Below are 15,950 nucleotides of genomic sequence, written 5' to 3'. Positions count from 1 at the left end.
CATGGCGCCGCGGTAGGCGGCTCCGCCGCCCGTGCGTGGTTGACGAGTCTCTGGACTCGTCAACCACGCACGAGGCGCGAAGCGCCCAAAGGAGGGCTGGCATGGGTTTCTACACCGACCAGATCGTTCCGCGACTCGTCAACGTCAGTTGCGGGGCCAAGTTCACGCATCCGTCGCGTCGACGTGTCTGCGCCGGCCTCCACGGCCGCGTGATCGAAATCGGCTTCGGGTCGGGACTCAACGTCCCGTTCTACCCGGCCGCCGTCGATTCGGTGAGCGCCGTCGAACCCGCCGACCTCGGCTGGAAACTCGCGGGCAAGAGGATGGCGGCGTCGACCACCCCGATCGAGCGGGCCGGCCTCGACGGCCAGTCACTCCCCTTCCCGGACAACAGCTTCGACACCGCGCTGTCCACGTGGACGATGTGCACCATCCCCGACGCCGAAGCCGCACTCCGGGAAATCCGGCGCGTCCTGAAACCCGGCGGCACACTGCATTTCGTCGAGCACGGCCTCGCTCCCGACCCGAACGTCCAGCGGTGGCAGCACCGACTCGAGCCGATCCAGAAAACCGTCGCCGGTGGGTGCCACCTCACCCGCGACATCCCCGCCCTGGTGACGAGAGCCGGATTCGACATCCGGGACCTCGACCGGTTCTACCAAAAATCTGAGCCCAAAATCGTCGGCGCCTTCTCCCTGGGGGTTGCGGCTTCGCCGCCCGTGCGCGGGTAGGGAGTCCAGGGACTCGTCGGGCACGCACGGGACGCTAGGCTGCTCTCGATTCGTGAACAGACGAGGGGGGCTTCGTGGGAACGTTGAAAGCTGATCTGGACGAGCTCGAAAAGGTGGGGGGAACCTTGCACGGGCTTGCCGACGAGGCGAGCGGTTTGAGAACCGGCCCGGCGGCGGGACCGTTCATGTCGACCGTGGGGGGCATGATGTCCTCGGTCATCGAGGCGGCCGGGATCTCGGCGGATCTTGTTGATGGAGCGCTTGTCCCAGCGATCAAAGAAAGACTCGGCGAGACCGGGGACGTGATGATCCACGTTGCGCAGGAGTACCGCAGCCAGGACGAATCGTCGGCCGACCGATTCGTTGCTGCCTACACGAACGCAACGGGCGACTGGAGCGGTGACGCATGAGCATCACCCGCACCCAGATCGAATCCTGGAATCCCTCGACGCTGACCGAGATCGGTGACGCCTGGATCGCCCTCGGCACCAAGGTCGAAGATCTCTTCACTCGATACGTCGACGGCGTGACCAAGGTCAACGACGCCTACTGGGAGGGTAAGACCGCCGAGGCCGCCCAGAACAGAGCGAACGCCGACAGGAAGACAGCCCTTGCGGTGGTGGACCAACTCGAAGCTCTCGCCAACCGCGCGAAGCAGGGTTTCCACGATGTGGACGCGCCCCTGCAGCGCGCACGGATGGCGATCACGGCCGCGGAGTCCGCGGGTTTCCGGGTAGCCGACGACTTGACCGTCACCGATCCCGCGAACCCCGATCCCGACAAACGATCGTGTGAGCGAGATGACCGGGTGGCAGCGCGAGATCGCCGACGCGGCGTCGGCGACGGAGACCGCCGATGCGACCGTCAAGGCTGCGCTCAGCGCGGCTCGCGACGGATTGCGGGCCACATTCACGTCGGCCGCAGCACTGGGCTCCGATCAAGGTGCGTCCGACGGGACGCAACTGGTGTCCGATCCCGCCGGAATGAATCCCGAGCAGGTCAGGCGGCTGGTTGAAGCCGGGGAGCTGACACCCGAACAACTCGACGCCGTGAACTCCGGCAACACCGCGACAATCCCTGCGTCTCAGATGGAGTACCTGAACCAGATCAGCCGGTCGCTGGACGGAAAGAGCCCGCAGGAGATCCAGCAGATCATCGACACACTGCCTCCGGACTCCGGGCGCGCTCTGGCGAACTCACTCCAGATCGTGTCGAACGACAAGGTCACCGCAACCGTCAAAGGCGACTCGCAGGTGCCGACCAACGGCGGCCTGAATCTTCTACCCGACAAGATGCGCGAATCGCTGACCCGCGACGACCTCGTGAACCGCGATTTCACGATGGTCGGGTCCACCGGCGCAGCCGGCGTCGAACTGAACGGTGTCGCCGACAACCAGGCCATCGCGCACATCGTCCAGACCGGCGATGCGCAATACAAGAACGGCAGCAGCCTCGATCAGCACCTGCTGGAGGTCGGTCGCCAGTACCTCGACGCCCAGGTTGCCCACGAGCAGAACCCCAACCACACGTTCGAGTACTTCACAGTCGACGGTCGGGGTACCGAGAACACGGCGATCACCGAAAGCATCTTCACCGCTGTCGGCGACGACAAGATCGCCGTCGAGAACGCCGTCACCCATCCCGACACCGGCCAGAACCTGGTTCGCGACGTCCTCACGCACGACTGGTCCGACAACGGGCAAGCGGCAGCCTCTATGTTCCAGTTCGGCGACGCCGAGGCCACAGTCGATGACCCCGACAATCGGGCCGACGTCGAATCCGCCACACGCAGCGGGCAGATCATGTCGGCCGTCGCCGAGAACATGAGTACCGACTGGGACACGCTGAGGGGAATACCCGGAACCAACGGGCAATCCGTCGGGGAGATCAACCCGGACCTCCTTCGGACCGTGTCTCACAGCATGAGTCCGTACATCAGCGACCTCGCGGGCGCCGGGAGACCGGAGAACCCCGGGTTCGACATCGGCACTTGGGCAGACCCCGCCGACAACAACCACTTCGGCGGCTCGTCGAATGTCTTCGCCGTCATGAACACCGACCCGGAGGCGGGAACACATTTCACCCAGTCCTCGATGCAGGAAATCCTCGCCGCCGAGGGCCGGTACGCACACGACCCGTCGGCACCACTGGCCGGTGGCGACCTCTCCACCGCCGGCCGAATCCACGGCCTCATGGACAGGGGGCTACTCCTCTCGACCGAGGACAGCTACAGCGACAAGGCCGAGCAGGCGCAGGCCATCTACGACCGTAAGGCCGCGGCCTACGGTGCGCTCACCAGCGTCGGCTCCGTAGGCCTGGACCGGCTGCCCGGCGGGGAGTTCATCAACACCATGATCGACGCCGGCGGCGACCCGTTGAAGGACGCCATCATCGGCAAGGCCCCGGGGTCGGCACCATCGGTCGCCCTGGAGGCTCCGGACTTCTACCGCGACTACTACAACATTCTGCGAGCGACACCGGAGCTTCCGACGAGCTTTCGAGAGGACTATCCCTGGGCATTCGACGAATCCGGGAATCTCCTGCCCTGGGATGACGTGCGGTCGAATCCCAACTTGGACCTGCGTTCGAAAGATGGTTACCAAGACATGTTCAACCATCTCGGAGACCCGGCTGACGGCAACGGCGAGCGCATACGCAACGGCTATGACGATGTGGTCCGCAATGACGGGTAACAGCGGATGGCGGATCATGTGCGCTGCAGCTGCGACACTGATCCTCGCATCTGGTTGTGGGACGAGCTCGCGCATCGAACCGTCACCCGCACCGACACCACAAGACCGAGAAGTGCTGTATTCCAACGTCTGGTCAGCCGATCAGGGCATCGATCTGTTCGGCCGGGGTGCCGAATTGGTTCGAGCTAGCTACGAGGCCGGCGACTACACGGCATTCGTGGGTCTGGAGAACTCGTATCCGGGTTTCGGCAGAGCGGTGGGCGGCGAGGCCAATCACGGCGATCCCGCCATCGAGTACTTCATGACCTCACTCGAAGCCGAGCAAAGTGCGCAGGCTCCGGGAACAAGCTTCGCGCACATCACGGCCTATGAGTCCACTGAGACTTCAGTGTCGGCAACGGTCTGCAACTACCAGCTTTTCCCGCAGAACGGTACGAATATCTCGCTCAATCCGCTCAACATGGCATTCCGGGTCGAACTCGAGCGCACTGACGATGACCCGGGCCGGCCGGGTGTTCCCGACGCCGACGCGGCTGAGCAGGACCCCCGCGCCCATCGAGTACCGACGTGGAATGTGTTCGAGGGCTGGAAGGTCACCAAGCTTCATTACCTGCGTCGGCTGAATGGTGATGTCATTCCGCAGGGCTGCACGGACTGGTGGCAGCAGCAGTTCCCGGCGTTCGCCCCGAATGCGTCCGGCAATCTCGTGCCGCCTGCCGGGTTCGAACCGCCGACCATGCCTGTTGCCGTGCAGTATCCGGAGTGGATCGGGCCTGCGATTTCCGGGTAGCCGGCTCCGCCGCTTGTGCGTGCGCGAGGAGTGCAGGGACTCGTCAACCACTCACAGGCGGCGGCGCCGCCGGTCGTCGACGTAGAACAGCACGAGTGCTACGCACAGGAGGGCGGCAGGGATCCAGGCGGCGGCGCCGCCGAAGTAGCGGGTGGCGAATGCGCCGAGGACGGCGCCGCCGGCGAAGCTGCTGACGATGGCGGCGTAGACGCGGGTGTGCTGACGTGATTCGGGGACTTTCTCGATGTATGCGGCGTACGCCGACTCGGTGAAGCGCATGAGGTTGCCGGTGGTGGCGACGGCGATGTACGACAGTGAGCCGATGGTGCGGAACAGGCCGAACTGCATGGCCGCGACGAACGCGATGGGAACGGTGACCAGGGCGTTGGGGACGTCCGGGGGAACGAACGCGACCGCGACGAGGACGACGATCTGCGCGGCCATGGCGATCCGGATGGGGTGGTCGAAGACGCTGTGGGCGAGTTCGCCCTTGAGCAGGTGCGCGAACGCGACGCCGACGATGAACGCGAGGATCGGCCACAGGTGTGCCCGTGCCGCGTGGAAGTGCCGCTCGGACAGGTCGATGGCCATGAGGATGACGTTGCCGGTCTGGGCGTTCGCGAAGACGCCGCCGCGGCTGATGTAGGTGTAGGCGTCGAGGAAGCCGCCGGCCGCGGTGAGGAGCAGCGCGAACCGCAGCGTCGTGGATGTCTTCGGCACCTCCACCTGACCACCCCTACCGAATCGGGCCCTGCATTGCAGCCTAGAGGTCGGAGGCGAGCGGGATCTCGTTCTCGGCCCGATCCGACATCCATTCGCGCAGCACTTTCGTGGCGATGACGTCGTCCTCGTTGTACTGCAGCAGTCGCTCGCGCTGGGTGAGGTCGGGTTCGCCGTCGTAGCCGACGGCTTCGCGGTACCAGCTCATGGAGGCTTCGCCGCCGGCGTCGGCGTCGCGCCACCGGAATCCGGCGACGGGGGCGATCTTCTTGAGGCCTTTCCCGCCCGGGCAGATGAACTGGTCGCTGACGGCCTGGTAGATGTCGACCCATTGTGGGCTGTCGATGAATTCGCGGATCTCGGCTTCGGTGGGGATGCCGGGTGCGCCGGCGAACCGCCGGGCGGAGTCCAGCAACCACTTGTCTTCCGCGGACCGCGAATAGCAGTACGCGGCGAACGTTCTGCCGCTCAGCGCGGCCGCTTCCCGTTCGGCCATCAGCCACGTCCAGAATTCGGCGAACGACCGCGCCTCGTCCTGTGTGGGCACCGGGTCCCAGCTGACGAACGGCCGGTACGCCGACACCCCGTCGACGTTGAGCAGCGTCCCCCACAGGTAGGCGCCGTGCTCCTGGTAGCTCTCCATGTCGACGTCCACCTCGACGTCGGCGCGCGTCACCCGGATCTCCGGGAACCGCCGCACCAGTGGCGCCCCCGCGAGCCAGGCCTTGGCGGTGACGACGGCGTCCTCGAACGCGCCGTGCGGCCAGTCCTCGAGCGGTTCGCCGTCCCACGCCGCGAGGTCGTCGATGGTGTGGCACCCGGCGTCGCGCAGCATGTCGGCGCGCGAACCGGTGGCCACGAGGCTCACGTCGTGGGTCTGCGTCAGCTGTTCCTCGCACCCGGGCCACCACGGGCACGAACGGCATTCGCCGATCCGCGACGGCACCGTCGCCGATTGTCCGCGGGCGACGGCGAGGCGGTCGGCGAAGCGCTCGTCGTACTCGTCGAGGATGGTGGTGAGGTCGTGCACGAAGATGACGTCGGAGCCGTAGCCGATGGCGCCGGCCACCAGCGCCGGGCTCGCGAACCCGTGCCGCTCGAGCATCCGATGCACCTGCGCGACGCGCATCTGGTCCCGCACCTGACTGCGCGGCTTCCGCGTCGTGTCCTCCCGCGGTTCCCACTCGAACATCCCCGACGTCACCGCGCCGCGGCCGGGATCGGTGACCTTGTGGTTGACGACGATCACGGGGATGTACCCGCCGTGGTCCTCGTCACGGATGAGGATCTCGCAGCGCGCCTTCCGGCCCGTCTCCCGGTCGAGCGGGAACACGGCACCCCAGATCCGGTCGGCGCCCGCCTCGCACGCGGCCAGGGTGTCCTCGGCGCGCCGGCGCAGGCTCTGCTCGGTGTCGATCTGCACCCACCGTTCCGGTGCGTGCTCGGTGACGGTCCGGCGAATGTCTTCACGCTTGGCGGCGGCCGCATCCTGACGCTGGCGCACGCCCGGGTCCTCGGGCGCGGCCGCGAGTTGTTCGGGGAACGCCGCGTCGAGGTGCACCCGGTGGCGGCACCGCGTCAGTGCGCTGGCATCGATCACCGTCCCCGCCACCTTTCCGGGAGAGGTGGCGGGTTCTGATTGCTGACCGATATGGGAACACACGATGACGAAGATTATGGGCTCCCCTAGGCTGATCCCGAAGCACCGGATGCAGTTGGTAGCGTGGGCTGCGCTGAAACACCAGGAAAAGGGGTCTTTTCGATGGGGTTGTTCAAGAAACGTAAGTCCCGAGCCACCCGCAAGGCGGAAGCCAAGGCACTCAAGCACAAGGCTGGAGTGGAGGCGAAGCTGAGCGCGAAGAACGAACGGAAGCGCGACAAGCAAGCCGCCACGGCCGGCCGCAAGCTCGAGGCTGCCGAGCTGAAGTCGCTGAAGAAGGTCGAGAAGGCTCAGGTCGCTGCGTTGAAGGCCCAGGAGAAGGCGGCCGCCCAGAAGGGTTTCACCGTCGCCGCCGTCCGCAAGTACCTCGGTGTCGCACGACTGCTGACGCCGGTCCTGCTGCCGATCGCCTACCGCGCCGCCACCGTCGTGCGCGGCCAGATCGATGCCCGTCGCGCCGACCGGATGGGCGTCGACGTCGATCAGCTCGCCAACTTCACCGGGCACGGCGCCAAGCTCAGCGCCCGCATCGCCGGCGCCGAAAGCTCCACCACGGAGATCCTCGCGCAGAAGCCGGACGACGCGGAGACGCAGCAGTTCGCCGCCGCCATCCGCGACCGCCTCGGCGACCTCAACACCGCCGTCCGCGCGGCCGAGCAGATGCCGCAGGCCCGCCGCAAGGCCGCCCATCACGCCATCTCGTCCGAACTCGACGGAGTCGAAGCCGATCTCCTCGCACGCCTCGGCGTGCGCTGAACTACCCCACGCCGATGTCCCCCGCCCGCCCCGCCACCACCGCGACCCTTCGGGGCTCGGCGGTCGGTGCGCTCGTGGCGGGGCTCGCGGTCGCGGCGCACGGCATCGGCGGGGGCGGCCTTCCTGAATCCGCCGCCCTGACCCTGCTGCTCGTCACGTGCGGCGGCGTCGGAGCGATCACCGCGCAGACCCCGGCCCGCTTCCACGGACGGCTCGCGCTCGTGGGTGCGCTCGGTGCCGGACAGGTCGCCGCGCACTTCGCGCTCACGCTCACCTCGCACGTGCACTCCGCGGTGCCCGCCGCGCCGATGCTGGCCGCGCACGCGGTCGCCACCGTCGTCTGCGCGCTGCTGATCGCAAACGCGGAACGTCTGTACGGACCCCTCGTCCACGTGTGGCGGGTGGTTCTCCGCGGCGCACTGCTGCCCGTCTCGGCGGTGACGTCGCCGCACCTCCCGACGCGTCCGGCGAATCCCGTGGACGCCCTGCTGCGGGCCAGCATTTCGCGTCGCGGGCCCCCGGTCCCGGTCTGATTCCCGCCTCATCTCCCTTCAGACCCTTCAAAGGACCTTCGATGAATTCCCTCGTTTCCCGTGCCCTTTTCACGGCCGGTGCCGCCGGTGGCGCCGTGCTCCTCGCGGCCGGTGTGGCCGCTGCCCACGTGACGGTCGTCGCCCCCGGCGCCGAGCAGGGCGGCTACTCCGTCCTGACGTTCCGCGTGCCCACCGAATCCGAGACGGCGTCCACCACCAAGCTGACCGTCACACTCCCCGACCTGAAGTCGGCTCGCACCACACCGCTGCCCGGGTGGACGTCCGTCGTCGAGAAGGACCAGGCGTCCCAGCTCGCGAAGTCCGTGACGTGGACCGCCGACCCCGGAGTCGGTGTGGCGCCGGGACAGTTCCAGCAGTTCGAGCTGTCCGCCGGACCGCTGCCGGAGAACGAAGAGGTGCCGTTCCCGGCCGTCCAGACGTACAGCGACGGCGAGGTCGTCAACTGGGATCAGGCAGCGGGCCCCGACGGCGCGGAGCCCGACAAGCCGGCACCCACCCTCACCCTCGCCGCGGCGAGCGGTGAAGACCACAGCCACGACGCAGGCGGCGCCACGACGTCCGAGGAGACCGAGACGACGGCGTCCGGCACCGACGACACCGCCCGCTGGCTCGGCGGCATCGGTCTGATCCTGGGCGCGCTCGGTGCGGCCCTCGGTCTCGGCGCGATGGTGCGGAGCCGGCGCTCATGAGAAGATGCGCCACCCTCACGTCGGTGAAGGTGATCGCGGTCGGACTGCTGACGATGCTCGGCAGCATGCTCGGCGTCGGCACCGCGTTCGCCCACTCCGTCGTGATCAGCTCCACCCCCGAGAACGGCGCGGAGATCGCGTCCGGCCCGGAACGGGTGAGCGTCACATTCAACGAGGCGCTGCAGGAATCGTTCGCGTCACTCACCGTGGTGGGCCCCGACGGCAACCTGTGGTCCAAGGGCGACCCGGTCGTCGAGGGACCCACGGTCAGTGCCGAACTCGGCGACCTGGGGCCGGCCGGGGTGTACACCATCGCGTTTCGGGTCACCTCCGCCGACGGGCATCCGGTGAGCGGCACCCGCACGTTCACCCTCACCCAGGACGGATCGGGCACGCCCGGCGCCGCAGCCGACAGCTCGGGCGAATCGGGCGGCGGCGGAGTTCCGCTGTGGCCGTTCATCGTTGCCGGTGTGGTCGTGTTCGGCGGCGGGCTGTGGTTCGCGCTCCGCAAGCCTCGCGGCGAGAACTGAGCAGGGTGGGTACGGCGCGGCAGTCGTGGCTGCTGTTCGCCGTACCCACGGCACTCGTCGGGGTCGCGTGCGGTTGGGCGTTGGCGCAACCGGAAGACCCCACGCCGTCGAGCGCCGTCCGCGCGCTGTGCCTGATACTCGGTTCGGCGGTCTTCGGGCTCGCCGCGCTGGGCTGGTGGAGTCGCACGGACAACCGGCCGCTCGTGCGGAACGAACGGCTGTGGCGGTTGTCGACCGCGATCGCCGGTGCCTGGATGCTCGCCGAGGCCGTGCTGCTCTCGATGACGGCGGCGGAGGCCGACGCCCTGGCCCTGTCGGAACTGTCGGTCGGGCGGTTCGGCGCGTACGTGACCGAGATCAGCGCGGGACGCGTCGACCTCGCCGTTCTCGCGTGCACGGTCGCGGCCACCGTGTGGTCGGCGGTCGCGTTCCGCCGCAGCGCGGCCCGCATCCCCGTCCCGGTGCTGGTGCTCGCGGCGCTCGCCCTGGTGGCCCGGCCGATCACCGGACACATGTCGCAGCAGGTTCTCGGCTCGGTCCTCGACGTCGTCCACGCGCTGGCCGCCGCGGTGTGGTTCGGACTGCTTGCCGCGCTCGGCCTGATGCTCCGTTCGCGTGGTGACTGGTCGTCGTGGCTGCCGCGGTATTCGGTCGTCGCGTGGCGGTGCGTGTGGCTGCTGACCGCGACCGGGATCGTCGACGCCGCGGTCCGACTCGGTGGGGTGACGCCGCTGTTCGACACCGGCTACGGCCGCATCGTGCTCGCCAAGGCGGTGGCGTTGGCGGCGCTCCTCGGGCTCGGCTGGTGGTGGCGGCGAACGTGGGTCGGGCAGGCCGCCGCGCACCGGATCACTGCCGAAGGGTCACTTCGGCGTGCGGTCTTCGAGGTGGTGGTGATGGCCGTGCCGTTCGGTCTCGCCGCCGCGCTGGCCACCACCGCCTGACCCGTGAGTACTTGTTAACCGCCCGTGGTTAATAAGTACTCACGGGCGCGTCAGCGCAGCAGGATCTTCCCGCGGCTGCCGCCCTTCTCCCCGGCCCGCTGGGCGTCGGCCGCGTCGGTGAGCGCGAACGTGCGCGCCGGTGGGAGGGACAGCTTCCCGGCCGCGGCGAGATCGCCCAGGCGGCGCAGAGTCTCGGCGTTCCAGTCGCCGGCGTTGCCCGACGAGAACGTGATTCCCAGCCCGAACGCGGCCCCGTCCGACAGCGTCACGATCCGGTCGGTGCCCCCGCGCAATTCCATCGCGGCCTCGAGCCCGCCGAAGCCGAGGTCGAGGACGGCGTCGACCCCGTTCGGGGCGAGCTCGTGCACCCGATCTGCGAGGCCGTCACCGTAGGTCGTCGGGGTCACGCCCAGCTCGCGCAGCGCGTCGTGATGCTTCTCGCTCGCCGTGCCGATCACGGTGACACCCGATTCCAGCGCCAACTGCGCCGCCAGGGTTCCCACCGCCCCCGACGCCCCGTTCACCAGCAACGTCTCACCGGCCTTCAGCTTCAGAATCCGTAGTCCACGAGTGGCGGCCTCGCCGGCGACGGGAATGGTGGCGGCGTCCGTCCAGCTCAACCCCCTCGGCTTCGGCACGACAATCGAGGCGAGCGCGTATTCGGCGTAGCCGCCGGTGTCGGACCAGCCGAACACCTCGTCGCCCGCCACCACACCGGTCGTGTCCGGTCCGACGGCGTCGACGACACCGGCCACCTCGCTGCCAGGGATCTTCGGGAACTGCACCGACATCACCTCGGCCATCGACCCTGACCGCAGCTTCCAGTCGATCGGGTTCACCCCGGCGGCCCGGATGACGAGACGCACCTGGTTTCCGGTGGGTTCGGGTACCGGCACCTCGTGGGTCTCGAGCACCTCGGGACCGCCGTAGGACGAGTAGGACACTGCCTTCATGGTCTGGTTCGCGTTCGAATTCGTCATGCCCTCAATCTCGTCCTCGACGGTCCGACGCGCCATACGTTCGGCCGGATGATCCTCACAGCGCGGCGGCGGCCTTCTTCAGATCGGTGACGAGGCCGTCGAACGCGTAGTCCCGGTCGTCCGACGGCCCGCGCAGCACGGCGGACGGGTGGATCGTCGCGAAGACGTCCGGGTCCACCTCGACTTCCACCTCGCCGTCGAGGTGCAGCAGCTCGCCACGATGCTCGGTGAGGCGGAACGACGGGCCGAGCAACGCCTGCGCGGCGGTCGCTCCGAGGCACACGAGGACGTCGGGCTGCACCGCCGCGAGTTCGGCGATCAGCCACGGCCGGCATGCGACGATCTCGGTGCGGTTCGGCTTCTTGTGGATTCGACGTGTGCCGCGTTCGGCGGGGACGAATTTGAAGTGCTTGACCGCGTTGGTGACGTAGGTGAGGTTCCGGTCGATACCCGCCGCGTCGAGCGCCTTGTTCAGGAGCTTTCCCGCCGGACCGACGAACGGCTCGCCGGCGCGGTCTTCCTGATCGCCGGGTTGCTCGCCGACGAGCATCATCCGTGCGGATCGCGTGCCCGCGCCGAAGACGGTCTGCTCGGCGTCGCGGTACAGATCGCAGCCGTGGCAGCCGTCCGCCGCGTCGGACAGCGCGTCGAGGTCGGCGGTGTCCGGCACGAACGGTGCGGCCGAGGGTTTCGTGGCTCGTGACATGTGGGCCGGGTACCCGTCGGGCGGGGCTTCATTCCCACGACCCTGTCAATTAGTTTAGCGCTAAGATATAGTTCTTCGGAGAAGCCCACCGAGAAAGCGAGCCTCCATGTCCCTCACCGAAGTGTCCGCCCACCACCCCTACAGCCCGGCCGTGGTCGCGGGCGGACTCGCGTTCGTCTCCGGCGCCCTGTCCGTCGACGCCGAGGGCACTGCCGTCCCGGGCCGCACCGAGGCCCTCGACGCCGCCGTGGACCGCATGGTTGATCGCCTCGCCACCGTCGGCGGACAACTCAAGGACGTCGTCAAGCTCACCTACTACGTCACCGACCTGTCGCTGCGCGAGGAGGCGAACCGCCAGTTCGAGCGCATCTTCGACGAGCCGCGCCCCGCCCGCACCTTCCTGGAGGTCAGCAGCCTCCCCTACGGCGCCATCGCCGAGATCGACGCCGTCGCGGCAGTCGAGGGTCGCTGACGACGCACCCACCCGGCCGCGCCGCGGGTCCCCGTTCCGAGCAATCGACGGGGACCCGCGGCGCGTCGCCGTACCCTATGCTTCGTTCGATATCTTGGTACTAAACAGATGAGACCCTCGAGGATCCAGGAGGTGCGCCCAGTGACGCAACGCCCCGTTCCAGATCGCGATGCCGTCGACGACATCGTCGACCAGTGGGCACATCAGTGGCCCACCCTCGACGTGAGTCCGCTGAAAGTGCTGGGCCGCCTGCATCGTTCGTATCTGCGCTACCAGGCATCACTGGCCGCGGTGTTCGAGGAGCACGGCATCAACATGGCGTCGTTCGACGTTCTCGCCGCCCTGCGACGTTCGGGTCCGCCGTACCGGATGACGTCCGGACAGCTGGCGGAGTCCGCCCTCGTCACCACCGGCGGAGTCACGCTGCGCGTCGACCGGCTCGAGAAGGCGGGACTTGTGCAGCGGGAGCGCGACGCCGAGGACCGTCGCATCGTGCACGCACAACTCACCGACGAGGGGCTGCGGGTGATCGAGAAGGTCGCGGAGGCGCACTTCGCCAACGAGTCCCAGATACTCAGCGGGATGTCGAAGGACGATCAGGCGGCGCTGGCGGAACTGCTCCGCAAACTCGAGCACTCGATCGTCGAGAACCAGGCGCCCCACGCCTGACGGACGGTCTCAGCTGGCGGCGCGGGCGGTCAGATCGGCGACCTCGCAGAATCCGATGAACCGTTCGGACGCCGCCGTCATCTCCACGATGAACCGTCTCTGCTCGTCCGGTGACGCACCGATCAGGCGGGCCGCACCCGTCCACTGGGCCTCGGACAGTTTGCGGGCGAGCTGGGCGGGTTCGGCACACGGTGTCGCGATACCCGCCTGGTTGAGTCCTTCGATGAACCGGATGTACCGGCCGAGGATCCGGTTGTGCGCGGCCTCGAGTTGCTCCCCGATCATCGGGTCCACGGCGGCGCGGTCCTCGATCATCGTGAACAGGCGACCGCTGCTGTAGACGGTCTCGATGAACGCCGCCGTGGCCGCGCGCAGGATGCTGCGCGGGTCGGCGTCCGGAGGGACGGGGATGCGCTGCGCCTCGACGAACGTGTCGAACACGGAGGCGGCGACGGCGCGGAAGGCGTCGTCGCGGGACGCGAACCGGGCGGAGAACTCGTCCTGCGACACTCCGGCGGCAGCGGCGATGACCGCCTCGGTGGTGCGTTCGTATCCCAGCTCGGCGAAGCACCTCCCCGCCGCCTCGACCAACGCAAGCCGACCTCGATCGTCACCGTTCGTAAGCACCGCTCACGCCTCCTCGCACCCGGCCGGCGCCCGACGTGTCGGCCGTCACACATTCTTAGTTGACATTTCATTCAAGTCAACCCGGGCGACGCTACGCCTCCTGCAGGGCCTTCGCCTGGGCCTCGGCCTGCGCCCGGTAGAGCCTGCGGAGCCGGATGACGCCGAGGTCGTGCTGGTACAGGTTTTCTGCCTGGTCGGCGTCGAACGCCATCGCCTCGAGCATGGTGCGGTCCTGTTCGAGAACGACCCAGTGCCGCTCCTCGAGCTTGGCCCGGTAGAGGAAACGCCAGACGTCGCGCTCCCAGCCCTCGACGCGCCGGTACCGCCAGAAGAACACGGCGGTGGTCTCGGCGTCGATCGGCGTTCCCATGCCGACGATGCCGAACGACCCACCGGGGCCCGCGGTCGGCGGGTACGGGATCTCGAGGTCCACCCAGTCGATGCCGGTCCGGCAGAATTCGACCCAGTCGAAGTTCACGCCCCGCTGGTCGGTCTTCTCGAAGAAGAATCCACGGTCGGTTTCGCGGATCCGGAACTTCGCCGACGTCTCGCCGCCGAACATCGAATGCGATTCCCGGTGCAGGAACGCGCCGTGCATCGGGTCGAGCAGGTTCTCCAGCGTGAACCGCCACGGCGCCTTCCACTCCGCGTAGCAGAGGAAGTGCGAGATGCCGTCGTCGGTGAGGCGCTCCGGCAGTTCGAGTGGTGCGGGTTCGGCGTCGGGGTCGGTGCCGAACCAGGCGAGGACGGCGCCGGCGACCTCCCGCACCGGGAGGCTGGTGACGAGCCGCTTGCCCTCGAGGTTGCAGCCGGGCATTCCGGGAACCGAGACGACGGTGCCGCCGCCGTCCACCTGCACGCCGTGGTACTGGCAGGCGACGCGGTCGCCGAGGTGCTGCCCCTGCGACAGCGGGGCGCCGCGGTGCGGGCAGCGGTCGGCGAGCATGCGGAGGGTGCCGTCGGACTGACGGAACAGCAGCCAGTCCTCGCCGAGGCGGCGGACCTTCTTCATGTCGCCGCGCGCCACGAAGTCGGACGGGCACACCGCGTGCCACTGGTCGCGCATCCCGGTCGCGAAGATCTCGTCGCCGGTCGGTGCCGTCTTGCGCAGTCGGTTCACCATGGTCAGGCCCCCATCCGTCGGATCTCGTCCGTGAAAGTGTCGGTGGTCCAGGCGTCGCCGCCCGGGCTGTGGATGCCGAGGGCGTTCAGACCCTTCACCAGCCCTTCGAGGTGGTGCACACCGGTGCCGAAGACCTCTTCGATCGCACCGGCCAGCTTCCGCTCGTACGGTGTGGGCGCCGTGCCGGACTGGCGTGGTTGCAGATACAGGCTCATGGTTCTTCCCTTCTAGAGGTCCAGCACGAGCTCGTCGGAGCGGGCGCGGGAAACGCAGATCATGATGGTGGTGCCGGACTCCTGCTCGGAGCTGGAGAGCAGTGAGTCGCGGTGGTCGGGGGTGCCGGCGAGGACACGGGTTTCGCAGGTCCCGCAGATGCCTTCACGGCACGAGTTGGGGACGTCGACGCCGGATTCCTCGAGGGTGTCGAGGATGGTCCGGTCGGGGGCGACGGTGGCCGAGATGCCGGATCGTTCGCAGACGACGCGAACGGGACGGTCGCCGGCGAGCGTGTCGGCGGGAATCTCCTTCGCCTTGAACCGCTCGAGTCGGAGGGCGCCGTCCGGCCAGGAACCGGCGAACCCCTCGACCGCGCCGAGCAGACCCTCGGGGCCGCACGCGTAGACCAGGGTCCCCTCGCGGGCGGTGCCGAGGACGGCGGGAAGGTCGAGGATCCCGTCGGACTCCTCGGTGACGACGTGGACGCGGTCGCCGTACACGGACAGTTCGTCGAGGAAGGCCATCGACGCGCGGGCGCGTCCGCCGTAGTGCAGTTCCCAGTCCGCGCCCATGCGCTCGGCCTCACCGATCATCGCGAGGATCGGCGTGATGCCGATGCCGCCGGCGATGAAGACGTACCGCGGCGACGGCAGCAGTTCGAAGTTGTTGCGGGGCGTGCTCACCGACAGGCTGTCGCCGGGCCGCAACGTCTCGTGGACGTGGCGGGATCCGCCGCGCCCGGTCACCTCGTGGAGGATCGCGACGCGGTACCCGGTCTTGTCGTCGGGATCTCCGCAGAGGGAGTACTGGCGGACGGTCCCTCGGTTCAGGTGCAGGTCCAGATGGGCCCCGGGCGTCCACCGGTCGACGGCGCCGCCGTCCTCTCGTTCGAGGCGGAGCGAGACGACGCCCGAGGACTCGACCCGCATTTGACGCACCATCATGGGGACGGTGTCTGCGTCTGTTGTCATCGCTCACTCCCAGGCTCGACCGAAGGCATAGTTCCTTAGTGCTCAATAATTTAGCACTAAGATGTATCGTGCGCCACAGTCGAGGCGAGAAATCTCGGAACCGGTGTGGGTGGCCCGGC

Annotated in this window: 19 protein-coding genes; 11 read left to right on the top strand and 8 right to left on the bottom strand. The window is 68.3% G+C overall.

What is annotated here, in order from left to right:
* Positions 1-101: 101 nt before the first annotated feature.
* From RJ1_RS29785 to RJ1_RS29765, 4 genes are all read left to right on the top strand, one after another.
* Complete coding sequence (locus RJ1_RS29785; protein ID WP_073366106.1) at positions 102-731, top strand: class I SAM-dependent methyltransferase; 630 nt, start codon at positions 102-104, stop codon at positions 729-731.
* A gap of 74 nt (positions 732-805) precedes the next feature.
* A complete protein-coding gene (locus tag RJ1_RS29780) occupies positions 806-1,141 on the top strand; it encodes a hypothetical protein (protein WP_073366105.1) in 336 nt (111 codons plus the stop codon).
* Between the two features lie 390 nt (positions 1,142-1,531).
* Positions 1,532-3,424, top strand: coding sequence for a TPR repeat domain-containing protein (locus RJ1_RS29770; protein ID WP_420820357.1), 1,893 nt, complete (start codon positions 1,532-1,534; stop codon positions 3,422-3,424).
* Complete coding sequence (locus RJ1_RS29765; protein WP_170008908.1) at positions 3,414-4,214, top strand: hypothetical protein; 801 nt, start codon at positions 3,414-3,416, stop codon at positions 4,212-4,214. Before RJ1_RS29770 ends, RJ1_RS29765 begins: the two co-directional genes overlap by 11 nt.
* A gap of 51 nt (positions 4,215-4,265) precedes the next feature.
* Here RJ1_RS29765 and RJ1_RS29760 read toward each other — a convergent pair whose 3' ends face one another.
* Both RJ1_RS29760 and RJ1_RS29755 read right to left on the bottom strand, forming a co-directional pair.
* Complete coding sequence (locus RJ1_RS29760) at positions 4,266-4,940, bottom strand: YoaK family protein (protein WP_073366102.1); 675 nt, start codon at positions 4,938-4,940, stop codon at positions 4,266-4,268.
* Positions 4,941-4,977: 37 nt separating this feature from the next.
* Positions 4,978-6,534, bottom strand: a complete 1,557-nt coding sequence (locus RJ1_RS29755; RefSeq protein WP_073366109.1) for a TM0106 family RecB-like putative nuclease — start codon at positions 6,532-6,534, stop codon at positions 4,978-4,980.
* A gap of 162 nt (positions 6,535-6,696) precedes the next feature.
* On the opposite strand from RJ1_RS29755, the gene RJ1_RS29750 reads away from it, so the two are divergent.
* The 5 genes from RJ1_RS29750 to RJ1_RS29730 are packed head-to-tail and all read left to right on the top strand — an operon-like array spanning position 6,697 to position 10,067.
* Entirely contained in the window at positions 6,697-7,350 is a 654-nt protein-coding gene (locus RJ1_RS29750) for a DUF6474 family protein (RefSeq protein ID WP_073366101.1), read from the top strand.
* A gap of 14 nt (positions 7,351-7,364) precedes the next feature.
* The gene (locus tag RJ1_RS29745) at positions 7,365-7,883 is read left to right on the top strand and encodes a hypothetical protein (RefSeq protein ID WP_073366100.1); all 519 of its coding nucleotides are present in this window, start codon (positions 7,365-7,367) and stop codon (positions 7,881-7,883) included.
* Between the two features lie 41 nt (positions 7,884-7,924).
* Positions 7,925-8,593, top strand: a complete 669-nt coding sequence (locus RJ1_RS29740; RefSeq protein ID WP_073366099.1) for a YcnI family copper-binding membrane protein — start codon at positions 7,925-7,927, stop codon at positions 8,591-8,593.
* Positions 8,590-9,123, top strand: a complete 534-nt coding sequence (locus RJ1_RS29735; protein ID WP_073366098.1) for a copper resistance CopC family protein — start codon at positions 8,590-8,592, stop codon at positions 9,121-9,123. The genes RJ1_RS29740 and RJ1_RS29735 overlap by 4 nt, the downstream gene beginning before the upstream one ends.
* Positions 9,124-9,128: 5 nt before the next feature.
* On the top strand, positions 9,129-10,067 hold the full coding sequence (locus RJ1_RS29730) for a CopD family protein (RefSeq protein ID WP_073366097.1): 939 nt from the start codon (positions 9,129-9,131) through the stop codon (positions 10,065-10,067).
* A gap of 50 nt (positions 10,068-10,117) precedes the next feature.
* Here the strand turns inward: RJ1_RS29730 and RJ1_RS29725 are convergent, their stop codons facing one another.
* On the bottom strand, positions 10,118-11,047 hold the full coding sequence (locus RJ1_RS29725) for an NADP-dependent oxidoreductase (protein WP_073366108.1): 930 nt from the start codon (positions 11,045-11,047) through the stop codon (positions 10,118-10,120).
* Between the two features lie 55 nt (positions 11,048-11,102).
* On the bottom strand, positions 11,103-11,753 hold the full coding sequence (locus RJ1_RS29720; RefSeq protein ID WP_073366096.1) for a UdgX family uracil-DNA binding protein: 651 nt from the start codon (positions 11,751-11,753) through the stop codon (positions 11,103-11,105).
* A 106-nt stretch (positions 11,754-11,859) separates the two neighbouring features.
* On the opposite strand from RJ1_RS29720, the gene RJ1_RS29715 reads away from it, so the two are divergent.
* Both RJ1_RS29715 and RJ1_RS29710 read left to right on the top strand, forming a co-directional pair.
* Positions 11,860-12,225: a RidA family protein gene (locus RJ1_RS29715; RefSeq protein ID WP_073366095.1), complete on the top strand. Its 366-nt coding sequence runs from the start codon at positions 11,860-11,862 to the stop codon at positions 12,223-12,225.
* Between the two features lie 108 nt (positions 12,226-12,333).
* Complete coding sequence (locus tag RJ1_RS29710; protein ID WP_174695038.1) at positions 12,334-12,894, top strand: MarR family winged helix-turn-helix transcriptional regulator; 561 nt, start codon at positions 12,334-12,336, stop codon at positions 12,892-12,894.
* Between the two features lie 9 nt (positions 12,895-12,903).
* Here the strand turns inward: RJ1_RS29710 and RJ1_RS29705 are convergent, their stop codons facing one another.
* The 4 genes from RJ1_RS29705 to RJ1_RS29690 form a co-directional block, all read right to left on the bottom strand.
* The gene (locus RJ1_RS29705; RefSeq protein WP_073366093.1) at positions 12,904-13,521 is read right to left on the bottom strand and encodes a TetR/AcrR family transcriptional regulator; all 618 of its coding nucleotides are present in this window, start codon (positions 13,519-13,521) and stop codon (positions 12,904-12,906) included.
* A 91-nt stretch (positions 13,522-13,612) separates the two neighbouring features.
* A complete protein-coding gene (locus RJ1_RS29700; RefSeq protein ID WP_073366092.1) occupies positions 13,613-14,644 on the bottom strand; it encodes a Rieske 2Fe-2S domain-containing protein in 1,032 nt (343 codons plus the stop codon).
* 2 nt (positions 14,645-14,646) lie between these two features.
* Positions 14,647-14,859 carry a recombinase-like helix-turn-helix domain-containing protein gene (locus RJ1_RS29695; protein ID WP_005248918.1) on the bottom strand — a complete coding sequence of 71 codons (213 nt, stop codon included), beginning with the start codon at positions 14,857-14,859 and terminating at the stop codon, positions 14,647-14,649.
* Positions 14,860-14,871: 12 nt separating this feature from the next.
* Positions 14,872-15,831, bottom strand: coding sequence for a PDR/VanB family oxidoreductase (locus tag RJ1_RS29690; RefSeq protein WP_174695037.1), 960 nt, complete (start codon positions 15,829-15,831; stop codon positions 14,872-14,874).
* Positions 15,832-15,950: the final 119 nt, after the last annotated feature.

The organism is Rhodococcus jostii NBRC 16295 (assembly GCF_001894825.1).
Taxonomy (GTDB): Bacteria; Actinomycetota; Actinomycetes; order Mycobacteriales; family Mycobacteriaceae; genus Rhodococcus_F; species Rhodococcus_F jostii.
Note: the sequence above shows the minus strand (reverse complement) of the source record. Positions and strands in the feature narration are given on the sequence as shown.

What these genes read in the sequence shown, in the direction of transcription:
- RJ1_RS29715 (WP_073366095.1), top strand. Translation starts at nt 11,860, where the DNA reads ATGTCCCTCACCGAAGTGTCCGCCCACCACCCCTACAGCCCGGCCGTG.
- RJ1_RS29785 (WP_073366106.1), top strand. Translation starts at nt 102, where the DNA reads ATGGGTTTCTACACCGACCAGATCGTTCCGCGACTCGTCAACGTCAGT.
- RJ1_RS29725 (WP_073366108.1), bottom strand. Translation starts at nt 11,047, where the DNA reads ATGACGAATTCGAACGCGAACCAGACCATGAAGGCAGTGTCCTACTCG.
- RJ1_RS29695 (WP_005248918.1), bottom strand. Translation starts at nt 14,859, where the DNA reads ATGAGCCTGTATCTGCAACCACGCCAGTCCGGCACGGCGCCCACACCG.
- RJ1_RS29700 (WP_073366092.1), bottom strand. Translation starts at nt 14,644, where the DNA reads ATGGTGAACCGACTGCGCAAGACGGCACCGACCGGCGACGAGATCTTC.
- RJ1_RS29735 (WP_073366098.1), top strand. Translation starts at nt 8,590, where the DNA reads ATGAGAAGATGCGCCACCCTCACGTCGGTGAAGGTGATCGCGGTCGGA.
- RJ1_RS29770 (WP_420820357.1), top strand. Translation starts at nt 1,532, where the DNA reads ATGACCGGGTGGCAGCGCGAGATCGCCGACGCGGCGTCGGCGACGGAG.
- RJ1_RS29750 (WP_073366101.1), top strand. Translation starts at nt 6,697, where the DNA reads ATGGGGTTGTTCAAGAAACGTAAGTCCCGAGCCACCCGCAAGGCGGAA.
- RJ1_RS29710 (WP_174695038.1), top strand. Translation starts at nt 12,334, where the DNA reads ATGAGACCCTCGAGGATCCAGGAGGTGCGCCCAGTGACGCAACGCCCC.
- RJ1_RS29690 (WP_174695037.1), bottom strand. Translation starts at nt 15,831, where the DNA reads ATGACAACAGACGCAGACACCGTCCCCATGATGGTGCGTCAAATGCGG.
- RJ1_RS29740 (WP_073366099.1), top strand. Translation starts at nt 7,925, where the DNA reads ATGAATTCCCTCGTTTCCCGTGCCCTTTTCACGGCCGGTGCCGCCGGT.
- RJ1_RS29720 (WP_073366096.1), bottom strand. Translation starts at nt 11,753, where the DNA reads ATGTCACGAGCCACGAAACCCTCGGCCGCACCGTTCGTGCCGGACACC.
- RJ1_RS29765 (WP_170008908.1), top strand. Translation starts at nt 3,414, where the DNA reads ATGACGGGTAACAGCGGATGGCGGATCATGTGCGCTGCAGCTGCGACA.
- RJ1_RS29745 (WP_073366100.1), top strand. Translation starts at nt 7,365, where the DNA reads ATGTCCCCCGCCCGCCCCGCCACCACCGCGACCCTTCGGGGCTCGGCG.